Genomic DNA, 21,937 nt, shown 5'->3' with positions numbered 1-21,937 from the left:
CTTAGCCAAGCAGTGGAATTGCTTTAGTTGTTTCGTGGTTTTAGATTTTTTTGGTGTTTATTGATGCTGAATATTTACTGATGAATTTCCTTCGTAATTTGATCTGATGATTTTTATTTGTAATGATATTCGCTCTTTTAATACATCTATATGGCTAATAATTCCTATTGTCTTTCCGCTGGCATTCATCGTATCTAGTGCATCTAGAGCAGTTTCGAGTGCCTCACCATCTAACGTGCCAAACCCTTCATCCAAGAATAGTGAATCAATAGATGTCTTATTGCTGACAAGATCCGATAATGCTAGGGCAAGAGCTAGACTGACTAGAAACCCTTCGCCTCCGGATAAGGTCCGAGTATCTCGTGTTATATCTCCCTGCCAAGTGTCTGAAATTTCTAACTCCAGCTCACCTATAGATTTACGCTGAAGCAAATAGCGTCCGTGCAGCCTTTCAAGATGCCTGTTTGCTAGATGCATCAGGTGGTCTAGTGTCAGCCCTTGGGCAAATTTGCGGAATTTGTCGCCTTCTTTGGAGCCAATCAAGCTATTGAGTCGTTGCCAGATATCTACGTCTGAAACTTGCGCGGCAATTTGCTCGAACAAGGCGGCTTGGTTGTCTCGGCGCTGTGCGTCGTCGCGCAACAGCGCCTGTTGCGCACCTTGTTCCGCAGAAATGGTTTGACGTTGTGTATCCAGTGCTGTGATTTGTGTCTCTAGCGCGGTAAGGTCATGCGGGGTGAGGGCTTGTACTTGTAGTTGGAGTAGTGCCTCTGACGCTGTTTGTTGCACAGCTTTGCTGCGTTCAAGTGCTTGATGTAGCTGTTGTCGCATAGCGAGTAGCTGTTGACGGGTTTCTGTCGGTAGCAGAGCTTGCGTAAAGGCAGCTTGGTCGGCAAAAGGGCTTTGCGCCAATGCCGCCAGCCTATTGGCTTTGGCGGCTTCGCAAACTTGCTGCTGGGTTTGCCTATCTGCAGCCAATTGCGTTTCTTGACCCTGCAAAGTAGCGATTAGCGTCGTTAGTCGTTCGACTTCTGCTGTGTACTGTATAAGCATTGATTCACTGATTGTGATGTCCAAGCGTTGCGGTGTAATAGGTTCCGCCAGTTTTTCCCAACGCGTTTGCCAAGCCATTTTCTGGCCAGTCGCTTGCTCGCTACGATGCTGTTGCTTTTGTAGATTGCTGGCTTGTTGTTGCAGTGCTTGTAGCTTTTCCTGCCAAGTTTGCCAGTCATGCTGGCGGCTTTCCAGCCAGCTACTCATATCATCGGCGGGAGCAAAACCTGAATCATTAATGGCGGTGCTTAGCGCCATCGTAGCTTGTTGCTGAGCTGCTGCATCCTTGGCAATTTGTTGCTCAAGCTCGTTGATGCGCTGGACAGCTTGATCATAGGTTTGCTGAAGTAGCGCCAATTGCGTATCTGCAGCTTGTAGCTGCGCATCATGAGCAGCCTTGTTTTCGCGGGCTTTGATCAAAGCTTGCTGGGCCGTCTCGGTGTGCTCAAGTGCAGCTCTGAGCTCGGCTTCCTGCTGAGCACTGTTTTCTAGTCCTTGTGTGAGCAACTCGGGATCTTGCCAAGCCGTTGCTGCTATCTCTAGAGCAGGAGCTGATGCATCCCATTTGACTTGAATTTCTTGTTGAGTATGAACCAGCCCAGCCAGTACTTGCTGGTACTGTGCCAGGCTACCGGTGAGCTGGTCGATCTGGCTTTTGAGCGCTTGGCCACCTTCTAAAGCTTGTTGCAGTGCTGCGTCTTTTTCCTGCAATGCGAGCGCAGTGGCCGATACATCGAGCTGCTGATAGCGTTGAACGCTGGGATGTTCAGGAGAGCCGCATAATGGGCATGCCTCACCTGGCTTTAAGGACGCACGGTGGGACTCTAGGCTCTGAATTCGTTGCTCTTGCTGTAGCAGCTTGCGCTTGTCATCTGCCTGTTCTTTAAGTTGTCGGTAGTTATTTCGAGCAGTATCTAGCGCGGTCTGTAGCTCAGTCAGTTGCTGGTTGGCTGTCGCAATATGGCTTTCCTGATCGCTACATTGCTTGCTGTTCCGGCGCAGTTGCTCGGCCAAAGAGCTGATTTGCTGCCAAGCGATCATCTGGCCCTGTGTGCGTTGCCAGCTCTCACGTAGCGCTTGCAGAGTACTGCCGTTCAACAGCTGGTTGAGTTGTTGCTCGGCAACTTCGACGAGATTATTACTCTCTACACACTGAGATTGGCCCTGTTGCTGGTTCAGTCGTTGGCTGACAATTTGGGTTGCAACTTCGGCTTGTGTTTGGCTTTGTTTCTGATGTTGCGCCTCTAGGTCCAGAATCGCTTGTCGATTTAGCTCTAACTGCCGGTGTTCAATCTGCCACCCATTTAGCTTTTCACCTAAAGTTGCAAAGTGGGCGTGCTTGGTCTGCCAGACTTCCAGCTGTTCAATGTGGTGTTTGAAGCCTTCATAGAGCTTGGCCTCGTTTGCCGCTAATTCTTCTGCAATTGTCTTTGCCTGCCAATGGGCTGTGACTGATTGTTTTCGAGCGTTGGACAGTTCTTCCTGAACAGCACTCAAACTGGACTGGATATGGTGGAGGCGTCCGTCTGCATCTTGCCATGCAGCAAAAGTCGGGCGGAGGGCTTCTGCTGGCTCGCTGAGTTCAAGCTGATACAGTTGTGGTTGCGCCGATTCTAGTGCAAGTCTTGCTGTGTCTACTGTTTGCTTCGCTTCCTGAGTCGCCTTTTCTGCCTGAGAAAGCTGAAGGCGCCATTGTCGTAGCTGTTGCAGTTGTCCGAGTTCGCTTTGCAGTACGGCTAATTGCTCCGTGAGTTCGGCGATTCTTGTTTGCATTGCTTGGCGTTTTTCATCTGGAAGCAGCTCTACACCGTCGGCTTTTGCTTTTAACTGATCAAGTGTGCTCTTAGCATCACGAGCTTGCTCAAAAACGCGCTGTGAAATCTGCCCGTAGATATCGGTACCGGTTAGTTCTTCCAGTAATTCTGCTCGTTCATTAGCATTGGCATTCAGGAAGGCTGCAAAACCACCTTGGGCTAGCATCATTGATTTAGTGAAGCGCCCAAAATCCAGACCGGTTATGGCTTCAATGCGTTTGAGTTTATCGTTGCTGTGGGTAGTTAGGATTGTGCCATTAGCATCTGCCAACTCAACCTTGGGGGCTTGCAGAGCACCATCGGCTTTGTCGCGTGCTCGCCGCTGACTCCAGAATGCACGATAAATTTGCCCCTTTACTTCGAATTCCACTTCGGCCAAGCAGTCAGCTGTGTGTCGCGTCATGATTTCATTCGATGAGGCTGAAATATTCTTAAGCCGTGGTGTTTCGTGATACAGCGCCAAGCAGATCGCATCGAGCAGTGTAGATTTACCGGCTCCAGTTGGGCCGGTGATGGCAAATAAACCGTTGTCCTTGAAGGGCGGCTGAGTGAAATCAATCTTCCACTCGCCCTTGAGCGAATTAAGGTTTTTCAGGCGCAGGGTGAGGATTTTCATGCCTGCTCCTCACGAAGTAGCGAAACGATGTTCTGGTAACGTTGTTTGAGTTGTTGAGTCAGATCTTCGGGCAGGTCTTCCTGTTCAAGGCGTTTGGCAAAAACCTCATCTGGGCTAAGTTCATCTAGGGTGACCTTAGCCTCAGCATGCAACCTAGCAGCAACTTCACTGCGATCTCGCCGTATGCGTAGTACCTCAACTGGCAAACTTTCGGTCAAGGCTTGAATGCGTGGTTGCAAGTCAGACAGATAATCATCGCCTCGCACCGTTACCTCCAGCCATACAGGACGCTCAGACTGCGCAGATTGTGCTGCGGTTTGAATTGCTGGGCCCAGTGTTGAGGCGCACTGAATATTGACCAGCTGTGCGCGTTGAATTTTGACCAGGCATTTTTGCCGTACACCCTCGTGTACGACCCTCTTTAGCCTATCGGCTTTTGCTGCTTTTTACTACTTCTTCAGAACAACTCCCCACGTTCGGGCAACTGTTCTTTTTGTCTTTCTCGCTCTTGAATCTTCAATTTTGCATTCGCACTGCTTTGCTTAAATCGCCACGATTCATTCCCCGTTTCAATAATGTGGCAATGATGGGTCAGTCGATCGAGTAAAGCCGTGGTGAGTTTGGCGTCGCCAAAGACCGTGGGCCATTCTGCAAAGGTCAGATTCGTCGTGATAATCACACTGGTGCGCTCGTACAGCTTACTCAGCAAATGAAACAGCAATGCGCCACCCGCTTGTGAGAATGGCAAATAGCCCAGCTCATCCAGAATGACCACATCCATATGCATTAAGCTATAGGCCAACTTGCCTTTGCTTTTCTCTTGCTCTAATCGGCTGACCAATTCCAACGTGGAATAGAAACGAACCCGCAAACTATGTTGCTGGATGCCATGAACACCCAGCGCAGTGGCGAGGTGGGTTTTACCGGTTCCTGTACCACCAATCAGGACGATATTGTGTGCCGCCTGAACGTATTCACCCTGTGCCAACACACGAATCAAACGTTCATCGACTTTCGACTGGCTAAAATCAAAGCCCGCGAGATCCCGATGATGCGGGAAACGAGCCGAATGCATCTGATAGCTGATGGAGCGTACGTGTCGGTCGGCATGTTCCGCATCGATCAGTTGCGTGAGGTTGGCATCGAGGATGTCCATCGTGCCACTGCTGCTGGCTTGCTGCAGCTCAGCGTAAGTGGCGGCCATACCATGCAGCTTGAGCCGCTTCAGTTCGGCTTGAATATCCAACTTCATCATGACACCCCCAACCCTTGATGCAATTGATCGTAGCGCTGGCTATCTGCCAGTGGTGGCTCATTCAGCGCCAATGCCACTTCAAGGGCATCTGGCCGAGGTGCTTCATGCAGTCTGGCCAGCACATTCAGGACATGCTCAGCACTGACTTTGCCCGTTTCAAGCATCAACGCGACGGCGACCTGAACGGTTTCTAAGCCGTATTTGGGTACACAACCCAAGACCTTGGCCATGATGCGATCTCCGCCTTTATGGCGCAATAAGCGCTGTTGTAGTTGCCGCAAATCTGCGGGCATTTCATTGAACGGAGCTCCGTTGCGCAACGCGCCAGGCTTTTGCTCGAGCAAAGGAAGATAGTGTTGCCAGTGATAAAACGTCTGACTGCGCTCAAAGCTGCGTACATGCTCTGCGATCACTTGCTGGTCGGCATAGATAACCAGACGGCTGGGATATAGCCGCACACTCACCATTTGATTGGCCCAATGACACGGTACTGAATAGCGATTGCGCTGGAAGGTAATCAGACACGTACTTGATACCCGCGCCAAGACTTCGGTGTAACCATCAAATGCACCTGGAAATGGCATCATGTGAAGCTGCTCATCTTGGCGTAATTCGGCTAATGTGAGCTCAGGATACTCTGGGTGACGCAATTGCTGCCAAGCCAACTGACATTGTTGCTCAAGCCAAGCATTGAGCTCGTCAAAGCTCGCGAATTTGAGCGCCAATGCGGCTTGCCAGATGTGTCGGCGCCGGTCTTGTACATTCTTCTCGACAATACCTTTCTCCCAGCCGGAGGCGACATTGCAAAACTCAGTATCAAACAGATAATGGGCAGTCATCGCATGAAAGCGGGCGTTGATGATGCGTTCCTTGCCGGGCAGCACCTTGTCGACTGCCGTCTTCATGTTGTCGTAAATCCCTCGCAGCGGCACGCCCCCTAACATCTGAAAGGCGCGAGTATGCGCATCAAACAGCATTTCATGGCTTTGGCTAGGATACGCCATCAATGCAAAAGCGCGACTCGCGCACAGCTTCATGTGGGCCAGCAAGACTTTGCGATGAATACCACCAATGAATGCATGCTCTTCGCTCCAATCGAACTGAAATGCCTCGCCCAAGGCAAAGCGCAGTGGCACAAATGCAGACTTCAAGTGATGCCCCATCGTTTGCGTGCGCCAGTGACGAATAAACGCAGTGACTCGGGAGTAATCGCCGCCAAAGCCCGCAGTCACTAGCTCCTGGAACAATACCTTGGCAGTACGCCGGTCTCGTTTGGGGCGATGTAGATCGGTTTGTAATGCTTTAACGAGTTGAGGAATAAAGGGAGACAGCTTGGTTTGGCTAGACTTGCGTCGATAGCGCGGCTCGGTAGCTGAGTCGGTACGTAGCCATTTCTTGATGGTATTGCGCGTTAAGCTGGTGCGCCGTGCAATCTCGCTGATCGAGAGTTGGTCGCGAAAATACATGCGGCGAACTTTAGCAAATGTGGCCATGGTAATCACCTCAAAATCCTTGCTCGATGAATGAGCTTGGAGATTAGTTACCCTGGTCAAAATTCACTGCGCAAAACCGCAGTTTGCTGGTCAATATTCAGTGCGCCTCAACAGAGGCGTTTCAGTCCAACAGCTCGCCGAAGTGCTTAATGTCTCTGAATCAGCTATTCGCGAAAAATTCAGATTATTGGATGGGATTTGTAGTGAAGCTGTTACTTTGCTCGCGGATAAACCCGCAACAGCAGGCATGTTTAGAGTACTGAAACAAATGAAACCGTTTCGTCAAATTGATGTAGTGCAAGTCATGATCAACCTGGGTAATTTTTCGACAAAGCTAGCCAGTGCAATGCTACAAGCTACTTTGCCAGATCAATTAACAGAAGTAGCAGCAGCTAAGGCCTTGCGCGGAACTTCCTCTGAGGTGTTGCAGAGGCTAGAACGAGAGCTCGCAGCGGTACAGGCTGACACTCGCCTACTCGAAGAAAACTATGGTCCGGCCAATTTACAACTAGCAATTATTAAGACGTACATTGCTGTTACGTTACTAGAAAATGCTGCGGTTGTGCGCTGGCTGGCAAAATCACAGCCAGAGTATTTGTTGCAACTTCAAAGAATATCCGAAATTAAAGATTTGCCTGCTCATTTCAGTTAGTCATAGTCTATGCGGATGGCTTCATAAACTGCCTGCGCAATTTCTATGCCTGCAAAAATCTCAAAATCAGTCAAAGCATTGATTTTTTAGTTTTTGATACCATGGGGAGAGTTTATTCGGAACTTTGCCTACATTTGGAGTTTATTCGGAACTATGGCTATATTTTAATTCGGAACTATGGCTGCATGGAGATTGCTAAGTTGTTGATTTTTATGTAATCTTTATTCGGAACTATGGTAGAACTCACATAATTTAACAAAAGGTCGCCATGTGCGGCCTTTTTTTGGATAAATTCATGCGCTATTTGTATTCGCAACGTGATAAAGATAATTCGAAGTGGTTTGGTAACGATTACACCCGAGCGACATTAAGGAAAGTCGCTTTACTTAAAGGCGGGGTTAGAGGGTTAAAAAAATTCACAATAAACTTTGAATATCCGATTGCTGCCATTGCCGGTAAAAATGGATCAGGTAAATCTACTTTGCTGGCAATGATCGCATGCGCTTATCACAATAAGGCGAATGGATATAGCCTGCCTGATAGGAAACAAAAATATTATACTTTTTCTGATTTCTTTATTGTTGCCTCTGGAGAGTTTCCTGTCGAGGGAGTTAGTATACGCTATGATTTCATGCATGATAAATGGCGGGCAGAGAAAGATGAGGATAAAACTGGGATTAAATATCAATTAAGAAACAAGAACAAAGGTGGGAAGTGGAATGATTATGATCAGAGGGTGAAACGAAATGTTTTGTTTTTCGGAATTAACCGATTTGTTCCTCACGCTGAAAAGAGTACATCTAAATCATATAAAGCACGATTTAAGTCTATTACAAGAGGAGAGCTTGAAGAAGTTGTATTGAATGATGTTGCATTTGTATTAGGGTTGAATTATTCAGAGTTTGAATATCGACACCATAGTGGCTATCGGTTGCCCGTAGTTAAGAATGGGGAGGTAGTCTACTCAGGTTTCAATATGGGTGCCGGTGAAAATTCATTATTTGACTTGCTATATCACATTCATGCATGTCCAGATGGAAGTATTGTATTAGTCGATGAAATTGAACTTGGATTGCATGGTATTGCTCAAAGGAATTTGATGCAGCGATTGAAAGATATTGCTTTTAATAAAAAAATGCAGTTCATTTTTACGACTCATTCTCCGTTGATTTTGGAGGCGATTCCACCGGAATCAAGATATTTTATTGAATCAGGCAACTCTGGAACGCTTGTAAAATCAGGTATTTCTTCTGAATTTGCAGCAGGTCGATTGGGTGAGAAGTGTAGTGGCGAGATTACTATTTACGTAGAAGATAACGTTGCAAAATCAATTCTAATTGCCGCATGCGACTCTGAGTTACGTTCACGTACTAATATCGTTGTAGTTGGTTCTTCCTCAGCGGTAATCACTCAAATGAGTGCGAGTCGTAAGGATCATCGAGGCGAGGTGTTTTCTATCCTTGATGGAGATAAATCAGCCAATAAGATTAAAAATCTGAACTTGTTTGAAAGTAGAATGGAGGTTACAACCGATGCTGATAAAGAGTGGTTTTCTGATAGAATTGACTATTTACCCTCCGTTCTCTGGCCGGAGAAATGGATTGTAGAGCAATTAAACAACCAAGATGGCATCAATTTTATTATGGAATATTCATCCTCCACAGATGAACTAGTACGTACTGCCATACAAAAGTCACTAAAGGCAAAAAAACATAGTGAGATTTATGACTTGTCTAAAGGATTACTTCTGGATGAGTCTGAAGTTGATGGGCTCACAAAAGCATTATGTAGACATGTAGTTAATATCAATAGAGATTATTTTAATAATTTACTAAATAAAATTAAAAACAAACTTTAGCCAAATTAGAGCTGTAGGTACGATTAGCGAAGCGTAATCGTACGCATGAAACCGCTGGATTGATTCTGGCGGTTTTTGTTTTATGCGCCGTTGGCGCGATGTTTCAATGCGCGTTCCGCCGCGCTAACGGGAAGGGGTATTTGCTTCGCCAAATACCCCTTCACCCCAAAGGCGACCCCTCATCAAGTTTTGCTGCGCAAAATGCCCTCGCTGCGGACAATCGATTCGGCGGCTGCGGAACTCGGCCTGCGGCCTCAAACAGTCCTCGCCGAAACCCCGAACCGCTTGTTCCTCGCTCGGCTTGATGACAGGGGAATTCAAAACCGTCGCTCAACCATCGTTGTATATACATGCCTATGTGTTGCCTAGGGAGTTAATCCTGATAATGCTTTGCCTGATATACCCCTGACTAATTAGCACAGATTGCCCGTGGAGCCGCGCCGTTTGAAAAAGTCACGGCGAGGTTTTAAGCCGCGTCGTGTTTGAGCGTTGCGACGGTAGCGCAACGCGAGTTGTGGCGGCGCCTCGCCGTGGCTTTTTCAAGCGGGGTTTCGCGTCGATCGGGCGCGCTGGGGTTGTTAGGGGTGGGGCAAGACCCACTGCCGCGAAAATAAGCTAATTCTTTCATATTCAATCACTTGTAGGCTCGGTGATAGCGAGGCTTAATGCGACTTGGATTGCGTGGGGGGCCAGATCTATCGGGGCGTAATCGTTCGACTTGCTTGATTAATAAGACAATTATTTTATCGAACAAGGCACCAAACCGCTTAGGGTCACTCAACAAGCGAGGCAACTGGTGTCGCAGTTGCGAAGCGGCGTAACTTAAATTGGCATGAAATAAGGCCTGCTGCTCTGCAGGCAATGCTCGCAATGCATCTTCACAAGCTAGACTCGCCAGATTATGTAACAAAATGGCGGCATGAAACTCCTGTCGTACAGCCAGTGGGGTTTCACCACCAAATTGTTCCAGCTTTAAGCGGCACTTGAGATTGCGGAATGCCTCTTCAATTCGCCAACGACGGTGATAGAGCGCGGCAAATTCCGCGTGAGGATACTGCACTTCATTTAAGAGCGATGTGGCCAGTATTTCGATCATACCCGACTGAAGTATCACCTTAACCAGCCTGATTTTAAAGGGTTTAATGGCAATACCATGAGTATTGAAGGACTTATATTGCGCTCGATTAGGTGTAATGGTGATGACTTCGCTCATCCGATCTGAGCGCGCAAAGGCGGTGACCAGTGGATTGTAGGACGAGCTATAGAGTCGCATACAAAACGCTTGTTGGCGTTCAAGCAGCAAGGCAAACAGCCAATGCGCAGGATAGCCTCGATCAAGCACCAATAAATCGTCTTGTTTGAGGATGGGTAACTGCCGGAGCAGCAGCTCACGCTCGCTGACGCGATCGGCATCAAGATCCGCACACAGAATCAATCCAGTACTGGTTTCGCACAAGGCGGCAGCACGTGCCAAGGAATAAGGGGGCGCATTTGCGCCATCATAAACATTGAAGTGTTCAGGCTTGCGAATATCTGCATGGTTGGGCAAATACAAAGTGGTTGAGTCGGCGGCAATGATTCTCCAGCTATGCCAACGTTGAGCCAAATCGCTTGGTAAATCATGGTTGATTTGGTCGCGCAGCTCGATATAAGCAGACTCTTTGAGCTTCTTACGCGCCATTCGAAAGGCGTCGTCATTGGGTAAACGGCCATCAGGCAGATCCAAATGATCAAAGAACTGATCGACTTCGACTTGCAAAGATTGCTGAAGTCCAGCGAGCAAAATGCCCGCTACGCGTGGAAAGGTAAAAGTGGTGTTGCGAGTGAAATCTTGCGGGCGTTGACGGTGGCGGGAACGAAATTCAAGAGAATGAAGTAACTGCTGGATTTTATAGATTGATTTGGAATATAGGGAGGGTCGGATTCATAGTCTATTAGTTATATAAAACAATAAGATAACACATAATGCCATGATCGGGCGACCTGGGAAAGGCTTATTTTCGCGGCAGTGGGGGCAAGACCCACCCCTAACTCGTTTGGCCGGCGAAACGGCCGGTTCACCGCCTGCGCAGCAGGCAAATCACGCTTAGCAAAAACAATATGCATATTGGTGGCTAAAGAAGCTGCTTAGATACCCAGCCAAGTATGCCCCTAGGGATTACTATTTTCTTGAATTTTAGTAAGATACCCATGCTGATTACCAAACAATACTCAACAAGGACCCCATCATGGATACCCTAAAACTGAACTGGAATGGCCTCGATTTAATCGGTAGCGCCCATATTCCCGCTGGGGCCAGCGATGCGGTGCTGATGCTGCATGGCTTTACGGGTAGCCGTATCGAGTTTACCTATCTGTTTGTCGATCTGTCGCGCCAGTGGGAGGCGCAAAATCTGGCGAGTTTTCGCTTTGATTTTCCCGGTTGCGGCGAAAGTGATGGTGAATTTGCGCAGATGACGGTGGCGCAGCAGATCGCGGTGACTGAGTTTCTGATTACGCAATTGCGTGTGCTGTACCCGCAGCTGCGCTTGCATGTGCTGGGCTTTAGTATGGGCGGCTTGGTGGCTTTGCATACTTTGGCGCGTGCACCGCGTGACTTGCTAGCGGCGGTGACTTCGCTGTGCGCGATCGCGCCGGCGCTCAATATTACCGAGGTCGTGCCGCAGCAAGCGGCTGCTATCGCCAAGCCTTTGCCGCACGGTGGGTTTGATTTACTGGGGATGGAGGTTGGTATGCCTTTGCTGAGCGAGCTGGCGTCGTTTGACGCATGGGCACGGTTGGATCAAATCATGCTGCCGCTGCTGATTGTGCATGGCGAGCTCGATGCGGTGGTGCCGGTAGCGGACTCGGCGGCGTTGGCGCAGCAGATTGCGGGGGCGAGCTTTGCGCAGATAGATGCGGCCGATCATGTGTTTGCTCAGATCGGGCATCGGCGGTTATTGGCCAACACTGTGGCACAGTGGGTGATCTCGCAAGCGACATAGCGGGCCCAAATGACAAAGCCCAATTCAGCGTCGATCTGAATTGGGCTTTTAATTATCGAGAGTGGAAAATCGAATTAATCCATTGCTTCGGCTTTCTCGATAATTTCTTCTAATAACTCGGGCTGATTTTGGCGTAGATATTGAATGGCCTGTAATTCCTCTTTACGCAATTGGGCTAAATCAATGCCTTCTAAATGCACTACGCGCAATAATTCATTGACTGGCTTTGGCATATTACGGCCGCTTTCATAGCGTGAGCCACCGCTTTGCGTAACGCCAATTTTGCTCCAAAATTCTTGCTGATTCATCCCGAGTTGTTTGCGAATTTCTTTGGGATTTAAAATTTTAATTGCCGACATATTTGCGCTCCATTGTGATTTGAAATAGTAGCTAGCATCTCTGCCGAATCAATTTGGCTAGATGACAATTACATTTTATTCAATTCAATCGGCATACTCAGTATAAAAGTACGTGCTAAATATGTGGCTTAATACCTATTTGTCATTGTGTATTGGCGCGCGGCAGTTTAGGTCGCGGCGAGGCGTTCGACCCATTGCACGACAAAGACTTTGCTGTGCGCAAAAAGCTGCCAGAGCTGGGTTTCGAGGTGGGCTTGCAGCGGCTGCAACCAGATTTCGCCAGGGCGCTCGAAAGCGACCCACAGAAAATAGCCAATACCGACCCAGCAGAGCCGATAAATCAATTGCTCCATCGGGCCATCGGCTTTAAATAAATTAAGCGAAAATTTCTGCCGTACTGGCCATAGTAGTGGCACACCCGAGGGCGTGAGCATATCGCCGATAATGTGCGAGAGATAGCCAACCACCAGCGGTAAAACTGGCCAATTGTGATTGTGATGGTAGGTCAGCAAGAGATACACCATCGCCACCACCATCAGGATCGAATGCGTAAAGCCGCGATGGCCAAAAATCGCGGCCAGCGGGGTCGAGATGTACGGCACGATGCGCCCAAAAGTGGATTTCGGGTGATCCAGATCGGGCAGTAAGCCCGCTGCGCCAGCAATGGCGACTTCGTGTAATTGCGGCATGCGCTGCAAAATGCCGACACTGCACGCCACCATCATCAGGGAAGCAAATGCAATGTGGGTGCGGGCCATCATGGGCGTACCTACTGGGCTGGGCGCAGCGATAAAGTGCGCAAAACCCTTGAAAACATTGGGGGGGCAGAGAAGATACCAGAAAATACGCGCTGCGTGTAAGGAAGTTGCGCAGCATGCTGATTTTTGCTGGCAGTACAGCTTATTTTGTAAGGTGTATGCCCATTATTTGCTGTGCATGGCTGGGTATTGCTAACAACATCAAGTTGAATATAGCTTTGGTATTGATACCCTGGGCTGTATTGTTTAGAACTCATCCGCAGTCGAGCGGCATGGCGGTGGCGTGTAGGGTTTGAAGCTGAGCGTATTGCCTTGCCGCACACCGCGCAGGCTACGGTGTTCGCAATCGCTGTATTGCAGATTGCGGCAGGCGTGGTAGCTGCTAAAGCACACTTGGTATTCGATCACGATCTGATCAGCGCCCACGGTGATGTCGCCCAAAATCAGTTGATCGAGCAGGGCGAGCTCGTCTTGCTCATTCACGATCAAATCGAGTGCGGCGTGTAGCTGATGAAGCTCGGTGCGAATGTAATCGCCCAACTCGGCCGGATTTTTGGCCAGATCAATGGCTGGCGGAATGGATAAAACAAGATCAGCGGACATGTGAGAGCATCAAAAGCGCAGGGTAGGGCATTTTACGCGATGTACGGGAATTGAGAGGTAGTTTCGGTGGGGTAGATCTTGGCGGTCGGGCGTAAAAAACCCGCGGCTAGCGCGGGTTTTCTTGATGACGTCTGCTTCAAACTAGATCAAGCAATGGTTTAAGCAAACAGCACACTGGCAGCCCAGAATAATCCGCCCGACAATAGCATCGTGGCTGGCAGGGTGAGTACCCAAGCAATCACGATCGATTTGACCGTGCCGCCTTGCAGCCCGCTCTTATTGGCGATCATCGTACCGGCAACGGCTGATGACAGAATATGCGTGGTGGACACCGGCATCCCCGTCCAGCTTGCCACGCCAATGGCAGCGGCTGCGGTTAATTGGGCGGCGTTACCTTGCGAATAAGTCATGCCTTTATTGCCGATTTTTTCGCCCACAGTCAGTACGATGCGCTTCCAACCCACCATCGTGCCCAAGCCCAAGGCCAGTGCTACCGCCACGATGACCCATTGTGGGGCGTATTCAGTGGTGGCGCTCAGGTCTTTACGCAGGCGATCGAGATCGGCTTTTTCTTTCTTCGACAGAATATCGAGCTTGCTCGCTTTTTTCGCGGTGTCATCTAGACACAAGAGGATGCGGCGTACTACGCGACGATCTTCGCCACTCAGTGATTCATAGCTTTTGACGCTGTTGAGTTTTTCCACCAGCGTTGAAATCGCAGGCAAGGTGCTGGCCGATTCACATTTGAATAACACCGGCAGCGGGTGATCGCTGTTGTAGCTGAGATCGAGCGAGCCATTGAGGCGGTCACGATTGCTTTCGTAAAACTCGCCCATGTGTTTGGCAGCATCGACGGTGCGCTCGATTTGGTACGAGGTGCTTTCGATATCCAGCGCAAATTTAGCCGGTGCCAAGCCAATCAAGACCAGCATCAATAAGCCAATACCTTTTTGGCCATCGTTAGAGCCGTGGGCAAAACTCATCCCCATCGCCGAGGCGATCAGCGTGGTGCGCGTCCAGAACGGTGGATGTTTTTTGCCATCCGTGTTTTTGCGCTCTTCCGGCGTCATGTGCATACGCGAGTCGGGGCGCCATTTTTTCAGCGCCAGGAGCATTAGACCCGCCATCACCAGACCAACTGTCGGAGAAATCAACAACGAAAGCAGAATATCGATCGCTTTTTTGGTATTGATGCCAGAGAGCCAGTACTGATTATTCATCAGCGCATTGGCAATACCCACGCCCATGATTGAGCCAATCAGCGTGTGTGAGCTAGATGCTGGAATACCCAAGTACCAAGTACCCAGATTCCAGATAATGGCCGCGGCGAGTAGGGCATACACCATATACAGGCCATGACCAACACCCACATTGAGCAACAAATCAACTGGCAGTAAATGCACAATGGCGTAGGCCACACCCAAACCGCCCAGCATCACGCCTAAGAAATTGAAAATACCAGAGCCAATCACCGCCAAATGGGCTGGCATGGCTTTGGTGTAGATGACCGTCGCAACTGCATTGGCGGTATCGTGGAAACCGTTAATAAATTCGTACGCAAGAACAAAGAATAAGGCCAGCCCGAGCATCAGCGCGGCGGTTAATTCCATGTCGGAAAAAAGATCAAGCATACAATGCTCGTGAAGGAATGAAGATGGGGCGGATTATCGCAGAAACCCCCCCATTATTCACGGCGCTTTTTGGCCTTAGATCAGAAAATATGAAAATAAAATGACAAGCTCAGCTTTATTTTCAAGATGAGCAACTAACGGATAATTCTTTGACCCAGCTTGGCGGCAGTTTGGCGTAATGATCGTATTCGCTTTGCTCATCAAATGGGCGGCAAAGGCAAGCAAACAAGCGATCGACTTCACTAAAATCGCCTTTTTCGGCCTGATCGATGGCGATTTGAGCTAGATGGTTGCGCAATATATATTTGGGATTGCACGCTAACATGGATTGGCTGCGCTGCTGCGGGCTGAGACCATCGTCGCAAATCCGCTCACTATAGCGCGCGAGCCATTGATCAAATGCGGGGCGATCGAGCAGTAAGTCGCGTAATTCGTCGGTGTTTTGTCGCGCAACCCAGTGTGATAGGGTGCGCCAGAAGATTGTCCAGTCGGTATGTGCCGCTTGCATCAGCTCGAATAAATCAGTCACCAGCGTCCAGTCGTCTTCCTGCCAGCGAGTAAAGCCGAGCTTGCCGCGTAATTGTTCGGCAAATGCGGTTTCAAATTGGCTTTGGTACTGACCCAGCGCCGCCAATAGATCGTCTTTAGCCACCAAAGGCAACAAGGCTTGCGCCAGGCAATGCAGATTCCATAGCCCGATTTGCGGTTGTTGATTGTAGGCATAGCGCCCTGCATCGTCCGAGTGATTGCAGATATGGCCCGCATCAAAACCATCCAAAAAGCCAAACGGCCCATAATCAATCGTTAGCCCCAAAATTGACATATTGTCGGTATTCATGACGCCATGACAAAAACCAACCGCCTGCCACTGGGCGATCAGTGTTGCAGTTCGCTCAATGACGGCATTCAGTAGGGCGAGATAGGGATTGGTTTGCTGCTGACAGGCGGGATAATGGTGGGTGATGACCCAGTCGGCCAGCTCAGTAATACGTTCGGGTTCGCCTTGGTAAAAGTAGTATTCAAAATGACCAAAGCGGACAAAGGTTGGTGCCAGCCGTGTCACCACCGCCGCAGTTTCGCGGGTTTCGCGCCAGACGGTCTGTGGCGAACCACCGATCGCTAATGCGCGATTACTAGGGATACCCAGGTGGTGTAATGCCTCAGAAGCAAGGTATTCTCTGATGCTGGAGCGCAATACTGCCCGACCATCGCCGCGACGCGAGTAGGGTGTCGGGCCTGCACCTTTTAGTTGCATTTCCCAATGTGTGCCATTCGGGTCGGTAAATTCGGCGATCAATAATGCGCGGCCATCGCCGAGTTGCGGGACATTCACACCAAATTGATGCCCTGAATACACGCTGGCCGATGGCGCACTGTCTTGCGGCAAACGATTGCCGACCAGATAATGGGCGAGCTCGTCGTCATTTTCGACATCAATGCCCAGTTGCTCGGCCAAGGCGGTATTGAGCGCGACAATATGCGGCGCAGGCATTGGGGTCGAGGGCGTTGGCGTCCAAAAGCGCGAATGAAGACGAGTAAATCGCGGTGTGATCGGCAATTGCGCCAAGGTGTAGGCCATTTTGAAACCTTAATTCTTGAGTATATTTGTCGGGTATTTTAAGCCCGATTGCGAGTCTTGTCATGAGTGAAAAAGCGCCAGTAACGCAAGCGATCCGAGTTTTGCGCCAGCATAAAATCGATTTCACCGAGCATCTGTACGCCTACGAAGAAAAAGGCGGCACCGCCGTTTCTGCGCGCGAGTTGGGTGTGGATGAGCATTGCGTCATCAAAACATTGGTGATGGAAGATGAGAAAAAGCAGCCACTAGTCGTTTTGATGCATGGTGATTGTGAAGTCTCCACCAAAAATTTAGCGCGCTTTATCGGCTGTAAAACCATCACGCCGTGCGCACCAGAGGTGGCCAATAAACACAGTGGCTATATGGTGGGTGGCACTTCGCCGCTGGGCACCAAAAAAACCATGCCCGTGTATTTGCAGCAAAGCATACTGCCGCTAGAAAAAATCTACCTCAATGGCGGCAAGCGCGGGTTTTTGGTCGGGATGACACCAGCCCAATTGCAGCAAGCGCTGAAGGTGATTTTGGTTGATGTGGCTAATGAATAAACCAGCGGGTTTACATACCTTTGGTTGGGCTAATCATGCTCTGAATTTCATGGTGCAGACTGTGATATGTGCCTGCATCAATCATGCCTTCTAAGCGGGCAATAAATTGATAAGCTTGATTGAGCAGTGCTTCGCGCTCTTTCTTTTCTACCTCGGCCCCGCTTTTTAGGTATTTGATAATGGCGTGAGTGCTAGAGAGCATGAGACGTTGATTGCAGGTGCTTTGAGCTATGGGTAGCAGCATTTCAATGGCGGGCAGAAATTGCGATTTAAGCATGAGCTGCACGCCTTCGTTATTTAACTCGGTAATGTCAGAGCCTGCCTGTTGGATAAAGCTTTGCCAGACGGGGCGCATATTGGCTGAGCTCTCTAACATGCCCGAAATATGTTTGGTGGTGATGAATCGCTGTGCGATATGAAGTAACCATTTGTAGGGGGCGGCGTTGCCGCTGGCTTGCTCACCCTCGATTGTTGCTGGGCAAACAATATCGGCCGTCATGATAAAGCTGACCGCAATTTCAAGCACAAATTCGGGGTCGGCCATGTAGGTTTCGATTTGTTCAAGTAGCTGTGGTTTGCCTTCATAGACGGCACTAGCCAGCAAATCAATAATGCGATTACGGGTGCAGTCTTCTCGTTTGGCAATTTCACGCACCATGCGCAGGTATTTATCGGCATCCGAGCTATTGTTTTCGCGCCGGGCAGCAAGAGCGAGCTGCAAGACCGTTTCGCCGCTCAGCAATGATGAATTACCACCACAAGTCACTGCGCGCTCTAAAAATTGTTTGGCTTTGCTAGAGTCGCCCAGCATATTGGCCAGATTGCCCGCTTTTTGTAGTCGCCCAACATTATTTGGCGTCATGGCGAGGCATTTCTCAAATACGGCCATGGCTTCGTTCAGCCGGCCTTCGGCCATATACATCGAGGCGAGCTCTTCGTAAGCATCGACGTATTGGGCGTGCTCAACAATTGCAGCCTGTAAAGAGCTTTCCGCCTGCGTTTTTTTGCCCTGACGGCAAAGCGTACGCGCCAAACCCAGTTTGGCCCAAGGCACAACTCGCTGATTGAGAATTTCTTCGTAAAGTTTGGCCGCTTCGTCTAGTTTGCCAGCTTCTAGAAGTAGCGAGGAGAGCAAACGCATCAAATCATTGCTAAAGCCTGCCGCTTTGGGGACGAGCGATTTGGCTTCGGCGATGGCACCTAATGTATCGCCAGCGTTGATTTTGTCATAAATGGGTTTTAAAAACCGTTTCCGCGCCCAAGCCAGAGAAAGGCGCTGCGTGAGCTGTTTGCTGGTAAAAGGTTTGATCAGGTAATCATCTGGCCCGATCTCCGCGACGGCCACAACTTTTTCATACGAAGCTTCGGCGGTAATCATGATCCAGATGGTGTAAAGCGGCAGCTCACCACTGTGGCGTAATTCTTCTAGTAGCTCTTGCCCATTCATGCCTTCGCCAAAATGGTAGTCGCAGAGCACGACGTCAAACTCACTATTACGTAAGCGTCGCCGCGTCTCACCTATGCTGCTGGCCGTATCTGCGCGATTAATGCCCGATTGCGCCAAAGTCATACGAATAGACTGGCGTACCGTAGGTGCATCATCGGCAACAAGCACATGGGCTTGGGAGAGTTCTTCAGACATCAGCCTTGAGAATGAAAGTAAGTCGACCATCTTACTATCGGCTAATTTCAACTAAGCTCAAGGTTTGATTGATTTTTGTCGTGCAGAAATAACAAAAGCCCCAATCAATAATGATTGAGGCTTTAGTAAATAAGACCTTCATAAGAAGGAATGGTGCCCAAGAGAAGACTCGAACTTCCACACCCTTGCGGGCGCTAGGACCTGAACCTAGTGCGTCTACCAATTCCGCCACCTGGGCACTGCTGATGCTATGATGTTGCTTGAAGAGTTGGTGCCCAAGAGAAGACTCGAACTTCCACACCCTTGCGGGCGCTAGGACCTGAACCTAGTGCGTCTACCAATTCCGCCACCTGGGCTCTTCACATCACAGCTTTTGCACACGAGCTACAAATTTCGCAGCGCCGCTACATCAGAGAGGCGCTATAATATGCAATCAGACGTAGAGCGTCAACTTGAATATGAAAAAAATAGGCCCAATGGAAAAAAATCTGGAAAAGAATCCTGCCCCAAAGAAAAAACCTACTCGCAAAATCACTGGCTTGCGTGCCCAAGACCCTTATCTCGAGCGCGAAAAAGGCCGCTACGATTTCCCTTTGCCGTCGCGCGAATTTATTTTGCAAATCCTCGCTGAGCGCGGTGCGCCGATCATGGCCGAAGAATTGGCTCAATTATTGAATATCCGTGACGATGAATTAGTGGCCTTCGAGCGCCGCATGCAGGCCATGGGCCGCGAAGGGCAATTGCTGCTCAATCGCAAAGGCGCTTTGTGTTTACCTGAAAAGCTCGACCTGATTCCCGGTAAAGTACAAGGTCACCCCGATGGCTTTGGCTTTTTGATCCGCGACGATGGTGGCGATGATTTATTCCTTGGCCCCAAGGAAATGGACAAGGTGCTGCACGGCGATCGTGTGCTGGCGCGTCTGATTGGCGTTGATCGCCGTGGTCGCCCCGAAGGCTCAATCGCCGAAGTGCTTGAGCATGTGAATACGCGCCTAGTTGGTCGTATGCATAATGAGCGCGGCGTCTTTTTTGTGACCGCGGAAGACAAGCGCATTAGTCGTGATATTTTGCTCGAAGCGAAAAACACCGGTGGTGCCAAAGCAGGGCAGGTCGTGATTGTTGAGCTGTTGGTACAGCCTTCGCGCTATTCGCAGCCGGTGGGTCGTGTGATTGAATTGCTCGGTAATTACGATGATCCGGGCATGGAAATCGAAATTGCGTTGCGTAAGCACAATCTGCCGCATGTGTTCTCGCCTGAGGCGCAAGCACAGGCTGATGCGACGCCACAAAAAGTGAAAAAGAAAGACTGGAAGCCAGTGCAAGGTGTAGAGCGTGTTGATTTACGTGATTTACCGCTGGTGACGATCGACGGCGAAACCGCGCGCGATTTTGACGATGCCGTCTTTGCCGAGAAGAAAGGCAAGGGCTGGCGTCTGGTCGTCGCGATTGCCGATGTCAGTCATTATGTCACGCCAAATGATGCGCTTGATCTAACCGCGATCGAGCGGGGTAACTCAGTGTATTTCCCGCGCCGCGTGATTCCGATGTTGCCCGAGGCGCTGTCGAATGGTGTTTGCTCGCTGAACCCCGACGTTGAACGTCTGTGTATGGTGTGCGATATGCGCGTGACGCAAACGGGTGAAATCAAAAAATACCAATTTTATCCTGCGGTGATGTTATCCAAAGCACGTCTCACCTATACCCGGGTGTGGGATATGCTGCAAAACCCGAAAGGATCAGATGCTCAGGCCAATACCCATCTATTGCCGCATTTGAATACCTTGTATTCTCTGTTCCAGACGTTTGTGAAAGCCCGCCACGAACGTGGCGCGATTGATTTTGAAACGCAGGAAACTGAAATGCGTTTTGATGAGTTTGGCAAAATCACGCAAATCGTTCCGGTGGTGCGTAATGACGCGCATAAATTAATCGAAGAATGCATGTTGGCCGCCAATGTGTGCGCGGCGGATTATTTGATTAAAAACGAGCATGTGGGCTTGTATCGTGTGCACGAAGGTCCTACGCCAGAAAAGCTAAAAAACCTACGTGAATATCTGCGCACCATGGGCTTGAGCCTTGGCGGGGCGGAAGACCCTGCGGCGAAAGACTATGCGCAATTACTCGATAGCATCAAAGAGCGCCCCGATGCGCCGTTGCTGCAAACCATGTTGTTGCGCAGCTTGTCACAGGCGGTGTATTCGCCCGATAACGAGGGGCACTTTGGCTTGAGTTATGAGGCGTATGCGCACTTTACGTCGCCGATTCGTCGTTACCCCGATTTGCTGGTGCATCGCTCGATCAAGGCGATTTTGGCTGGTAAAACCTACAAGCCAGCGACCAAGTGGGAGCAATTGGGCGTGCAGTGCTCGATGACCGAGCGCCGCGCCGATGAAGCCAGTCGTGACGTACAAAACTGGCTCAAGTGCTACTACATGCAAGACAAAATCGGCGAAGAGTTTATGGGCTCGGTGTCGGCCGTGACAGGCTTTGGCATGTTTGTGCTACTCGATAATTTGTATGTGGAAGGTTTGGTGCACGTTTCCGAGCTGGGCACGGATTACTTCCATTACGATGAAAAGCGCAAAGAACTCAAGGGTGAGCGCAGTGGTAAGGTCTATCGCATTACCGAGCGCGTGAAAGTGCGTGTGGTCCGCGTCGATCTGGAAACCAGCAAAATCGATTTTGCTTTAGTGGACGATCTGGGTCGTTTGGTCGGCGGCAAAGGCGCTGCGCCAAGTCAATCGGCAGGAAAATTCCCTGCGAAAGCATCAGTAAAAGAAGCTGGGCGTGGTCGTTCTACACATGGCGGAGCAAAGCCAGTTGTGAAAAGTGTAGCGAAAGGTAGTTCCAGTAAAACTGCTCAGCAAAAAGCTGGCTCTGCCTTGGTGGATTCGCCCGAGGTGTTACGCAAAAAGCCGGGAACCGCTACGCAACGACGCCGCGCTCAAGCTACGCAAGCCGATGGTGCGCCCACAACCGGCACAGGCACACGTCGTCGCCGTCGTCGTTAATGTTTGCAAGTCGAAGTAGGAGCACTGCTTGCACGTCGTGCTCTGATCCTCGTGTGCTTATCAAATTAAAAATTTAAATAGTAA

General features: G+C 49.7%; 16 protein-coding genes and 2 tRNA genes. 5 read left to right on the top strand and 13 right to left on the bottom strand.

What is annotated here, in order from left to right; all coding sequences use genetic code 11:
- Window positions 1–57 precede the first annotated feature (57 nt).
- The 4 genes from HQ393_RS06765 to istA all read right to left on the bottom strand — a co-directional run bounded on the left by HQ393_RS06765 (window position 58) and on the right by istA (window position 6,231).
- A complete protein-coding gene (locus tag HQ393_RS06765) occupies window positions 58–3,483 on the bottom strand; it encodes an AAA family ATPase (protein ID WP_179358063.1) in 3,426 nt (1,141 codons plus the stop codon).
- Complete coding sequence (locus HQ393_RS06760) at window positions 3,480–3,806, bottom strand: exonuclease SbcCD subunit D C-terminal domain-containing protein (RefSeq protein ID WP_281361493.1); 327 nt, start codon at window positions 3,804–3,806, stop codon at window positions 3,480–3,482. The genes HQ393_RS06765 and HQ393_RS06760 overlap by 4 nt, the downstream gene beginning before the upstream one ends.
- Window positions 3,807–3,940: 134 nt before the next feature.
- The gene (gene istB / locus HQ393_RS06755) at window positions 3,941–4,738 is read right to left on the bottom strand and encodes an IS21-like element helper ATPase IstB (protein ID WP_281361488.1); all 798 of its coding nucleotides are present in this window, start codon (window positions 4,736–4,738) and stop codon (window positions 3,941–3,943) included.
- Window positions 4,735–6,231 (bottom strand): IS21 family transposase, encoded by a 1,497-nt coding sequence (gene istA / locus HQ393_RS06750; protein WP_179354847.1) that lies wholly within the window; start codon window positions 6,229–6,231, stop codon window positions 4,735–4,737. Before istA ends, istB begins: the two co-directional genes overlap by 4 nt.
- A gap of 100 nt (window positions 6,232–6,331) precedes the next feature.
- Between istA and HQ393_RS06745 the strand changes: the two genes are divergently transcribed.
- Together HQ393_RS06745 and HQ393_RS06740 are read left to right on the top strand one after the other, a co-directional pair.
- Window positions 6,332–6,883, top strand: coding sequence for a plasmid partitioning protein RepB C-terminal domain-containing protein (locus HQ393_RS06745; RefSeq protein ID WP_218871314.1), 552 nt, complete (start codon window positions 6,332–6,334; stop codon window positions 6,881–6,883).
- Window positions 6,884–7,178: 295 nt separating this feature from the next.
- Window positions 7,179–8,741, top strand: a complete 1,563-nt coding sequence (locus HQ393_RS06740) for an ATP-dependent nuclease (RefSeq protein ID WP_179358062.1) — start codon at window positions 7,179–7,181, stop codon at window positions 8,739–8,741.
- Window positions 8,742–9,375: 634 nt separating this feature from the next.
- On the opposite strand, the gene HQ393_RS06735 is transcribed toward HQ393_RS06740, so the two are convergent.
- On the bottom strand, window positions 9,376–10,629 hold the full coding sequence (locus HQ393_RS06735; RefSeq protein ID WP_246307991.1) for an IS4 family transposase: 1,254 nt from the start codon (window positions 10,627–10,629) through the stop codon (window positions 9,376–9,378).
- A 340-nt stretch (window positions 10,630–10,969) separates the two neighbouring features.
- Here HQ393_RS06735 and HQ393_RS06730 point away from each other — a divergent pair, with 340 nt between their 5' ends.
- A complete protein-coding gene (locus tag HQ393_RS06730; RefSeq protein WP_179358061.1) occupies window positions 10,970–11,725 on the top strand; it encodes an alpha/beta hydrolase in 756 nt (251 codons plus the stop codon).
- A 74-nt stretch (window positions 11,726–11,799) separates the two neighbouring features.
- On the opposite strand, the gene HQ393_RS06725 is transcribed toward HQ393_RS06730, so the two are convergent.
- From HQ393_RS06725 to HQ393_RS06705, 5 genes are all read right to left on the bottom strand, one after another.
- Window positions 11,800–12,084, bottom strand: a complete 285-nt coding sequence (locus HQ393_RS06725) for a helix-turn-helix domain-containing protein (protein ID WP_179358060.1) — start codon at window positions 12,082–12,084, stop codon at window positions 11,800–11,802.
- Window positions 12,085–12,251: 167 nt separating this feature from the next.
- A complete protein-coding gene (locus tag HQ393_RS06720) occupies window positions 12,252–12,845 on the bottom strand; it encodes a metal-dependent hydrolase (protein WP_179358059.1) in 594 nt (197 codons plus the stop codon).
- Window positions 12,846–13,088: 243 nt separating this feature from the next.
- Window positions 13,089–13,445: a hypothetical protein gene (locus HQ393_RS06715; protein ID WP_179358058.1), complete on the bottom strand. Its 357-nt coding sequence runs from the start codon at window positions 13,443–13,445 to the stop codon at window positions 13,089–13,091.
- Window positions 13,446–13,603: 158 nt separating this feature from the next.
- On the bottom strand, window positions 13,604–15,076 hold the full coding sequence (locus HQ393_RS06710; protein ID WP_179358057.1) for an inorganic phosphate transporter: 1,473 nt from the start codon (window positions 15,074–15,076) through the stop codon (window positions 13,604–13,606).
- Between the two features lie 121 nt (window positions 15,077–15,197).
- Window positions 15,198–16,655, bottom strand: a complete 1,458-nt coding sequence (locus HQ393_RS06705; RefSeq protein WP_179358056.1) for a protein adenylyltransferase SelO — start codon at window positions 16,653–16,655, stop codon at window positions 15,198–15,200.
- 62 nt (window positions 16,656–16,717) lie between these two features.
- On the opposite strand from HQ393_RS06705, the gene ybaK reads away from it, so the two are divergent.
- Window positions 16,718–17,200, top strand: a complete 483-nt coding sequence (ybaK, locus tag HQ393_RS06700; RefSeq protein ID WP_179358055.1) for a Cys-tRNA(Pro) deacylase — start codon at window positions 16,718–16,720, stop codon at window positions 17,198–17,200.
- A gap of 10 nt (window positions 17,201–17,210) precedes the next feature.
- Here ybaK and HQ393_RS06695 read toward each other — a convergent pair whose 3' ends face one another.
- From HQ393_RS06695 to HQ393_RS06685, 3 genes are all read right to left on the bottom strand, one after another.
- Window positions 17,211–18,842 (bottom strand): response regulator, encoded by a 1,632-nt coding sequence (locus HQ393_RS06695; protein WP_179358054.1) that lies wholly within the window; start codon window positions 18,840–18,842, stop codon window positions 17,211–17,213.
- A gap of 151 nt (window positions 18,843–18,993) precedes the next feature.
- Window positions 18,994–19,080, bottom strand: a tRNA-Leu gene (locus tag HQ393_RS06690).
- A gap of 31 nt (window positions 19,081–19,111) precedes the next feature.
- A tRNA-Leu gene (locus tag HQ393_RS06685) sits at window positions 19,112–19,198 on the bottom strand.
- A 120-nt stretch (window positions 19,199–19,318) separates the two neighbouring features.
- Between HQ393_RS06685 and rnr the strand changes: the two genes are divergently transcribed.
- Window positions 19,319–21,853 (top strand): ribonuclease R, encoded by a 2,535-nt coding sequence (gene rnr / locus HQ393_RS06680; protein WP_179358053.1) that lies wholly within the window; start codon window positions 19,319–19,321, stop codon window positions 21,851–21,853.
- The last annotated feature ends 84 nt before the right edge of the window (window positions 21,854–21,937 follow it).

It is taken from the genome of Chitinibacter bivalviorum, from assembly GCF_013403565.1.
In the GTDB taxonomy this organism is placed as follows: domain Bacteria; phylum Pseudomonadota; class Gammaproteobacteria; order Burkholderiales; family Chitinibacteraceae; genus Chitinibacter; species Chitinibacter bivalviorum.
Note: the sequence above shows the minus strand (reverse complement) of the source record. Positions and strands in the feature narration are given on the sequence as shown.

What these genes read in the sequence shown, in the direction of transcription:
- HQ393_RS06765 (WP_179358063.1), bottom strand. Translation starts at nt 3,483, where the DNA reads ATGAAAATCCTCACCCTGCGCCTGAAAAACCTTAATTCGCTCAAGGGC.
- istB (WP_281361488.1), bottom strand. Translation starts at nt 4,738, where the DNA reads ATGATGAAGTTGGATATTCAAGCCGAACTGAAGCGGCTCAAGCTGCAT.
- istA (WP_179354847.1), bottom strand. Translation starts at nt 6,231, where the DNA reads ATGGCCACATTTGCTAAAGTTCGCCGCATGTATTTTCGCGACCAACTC.
- HQ393_RS06740 (WP_179358062.1), top strand. Translation starts at nt 7,179, where the DNA reads ATGCGCTATTTGTATTCGCAACGTGATAAAGATAATTCGAAGTGGTTT.
- HQ393_RS06730 (WP_179358061.1), top strand. Translation starts at nt 10,970, where the DNA reads ATGGATACCCTAAAACTGAACTGGAATGGCCTCGATTTAATCGGTAGC.
- HQ393_RS06725 (WP_179358060.1), bottom strand. Translation starts at nt 12,084, where the DNA reads ATGTCGGCAATTAAAATTTTAAATCCCAAAGAAATTCGCAAACAACTC.
- HQ393_RS06720 (WP_179358059.1), bottom strand. Translation starts at nt 12,845, where the DNA reads ATGATGGCCCGCACCCACATTGCATTTGCTTCCCTGATGATGGTGGCG.
- HQ393_RS06715 (WP_179358058.1), bottom strand. Translation starts at nt 13,445, where the DNA reads ATGTCCGCTGATCTTGTTTTATCCATTCCGCCAGCCATTGATCTGGCC.
- HQ393_RS06710 (WP_179358057.1), bottom strand. Translation starts at nt 15,076, where the DNA reads ATGCTTGATCTTTTTTCCGACATGGAATTAACCGCCGCGCTGATGCTC.
- HQ393_RS06705 (WP_179358056.1), bottom strand. Translation starts at nt 16,655, where the DNA reads ATGGCCTACACCTTGGCGCAATTGCCGATCACACCGCGATTTACTCGT.
- ybaK (WP_179358055.1), top strand. Translation starts at nt 16,718, where the DNA reads ATGAGTGAAAAAGCGCCAGTAACGCAAGCGATCCGAGTTTTGCGCCAG.
- HQ393_RS06695 (WP_179358054.1), bottom strand. Translation starts at nt 18,842, where the DNA reads ATGTCTGAAGAACTCTCCCAAGCCCATGTGCTTGTTGCCGATGATGCA.
- rnr (WP_179358053.1), top strand. Translation starts at nt 19,319, where the DNA reads ATGGAAAAAAATCTGGAAAAGAATCCTGCCCCAAAGAAAAAACCTACT.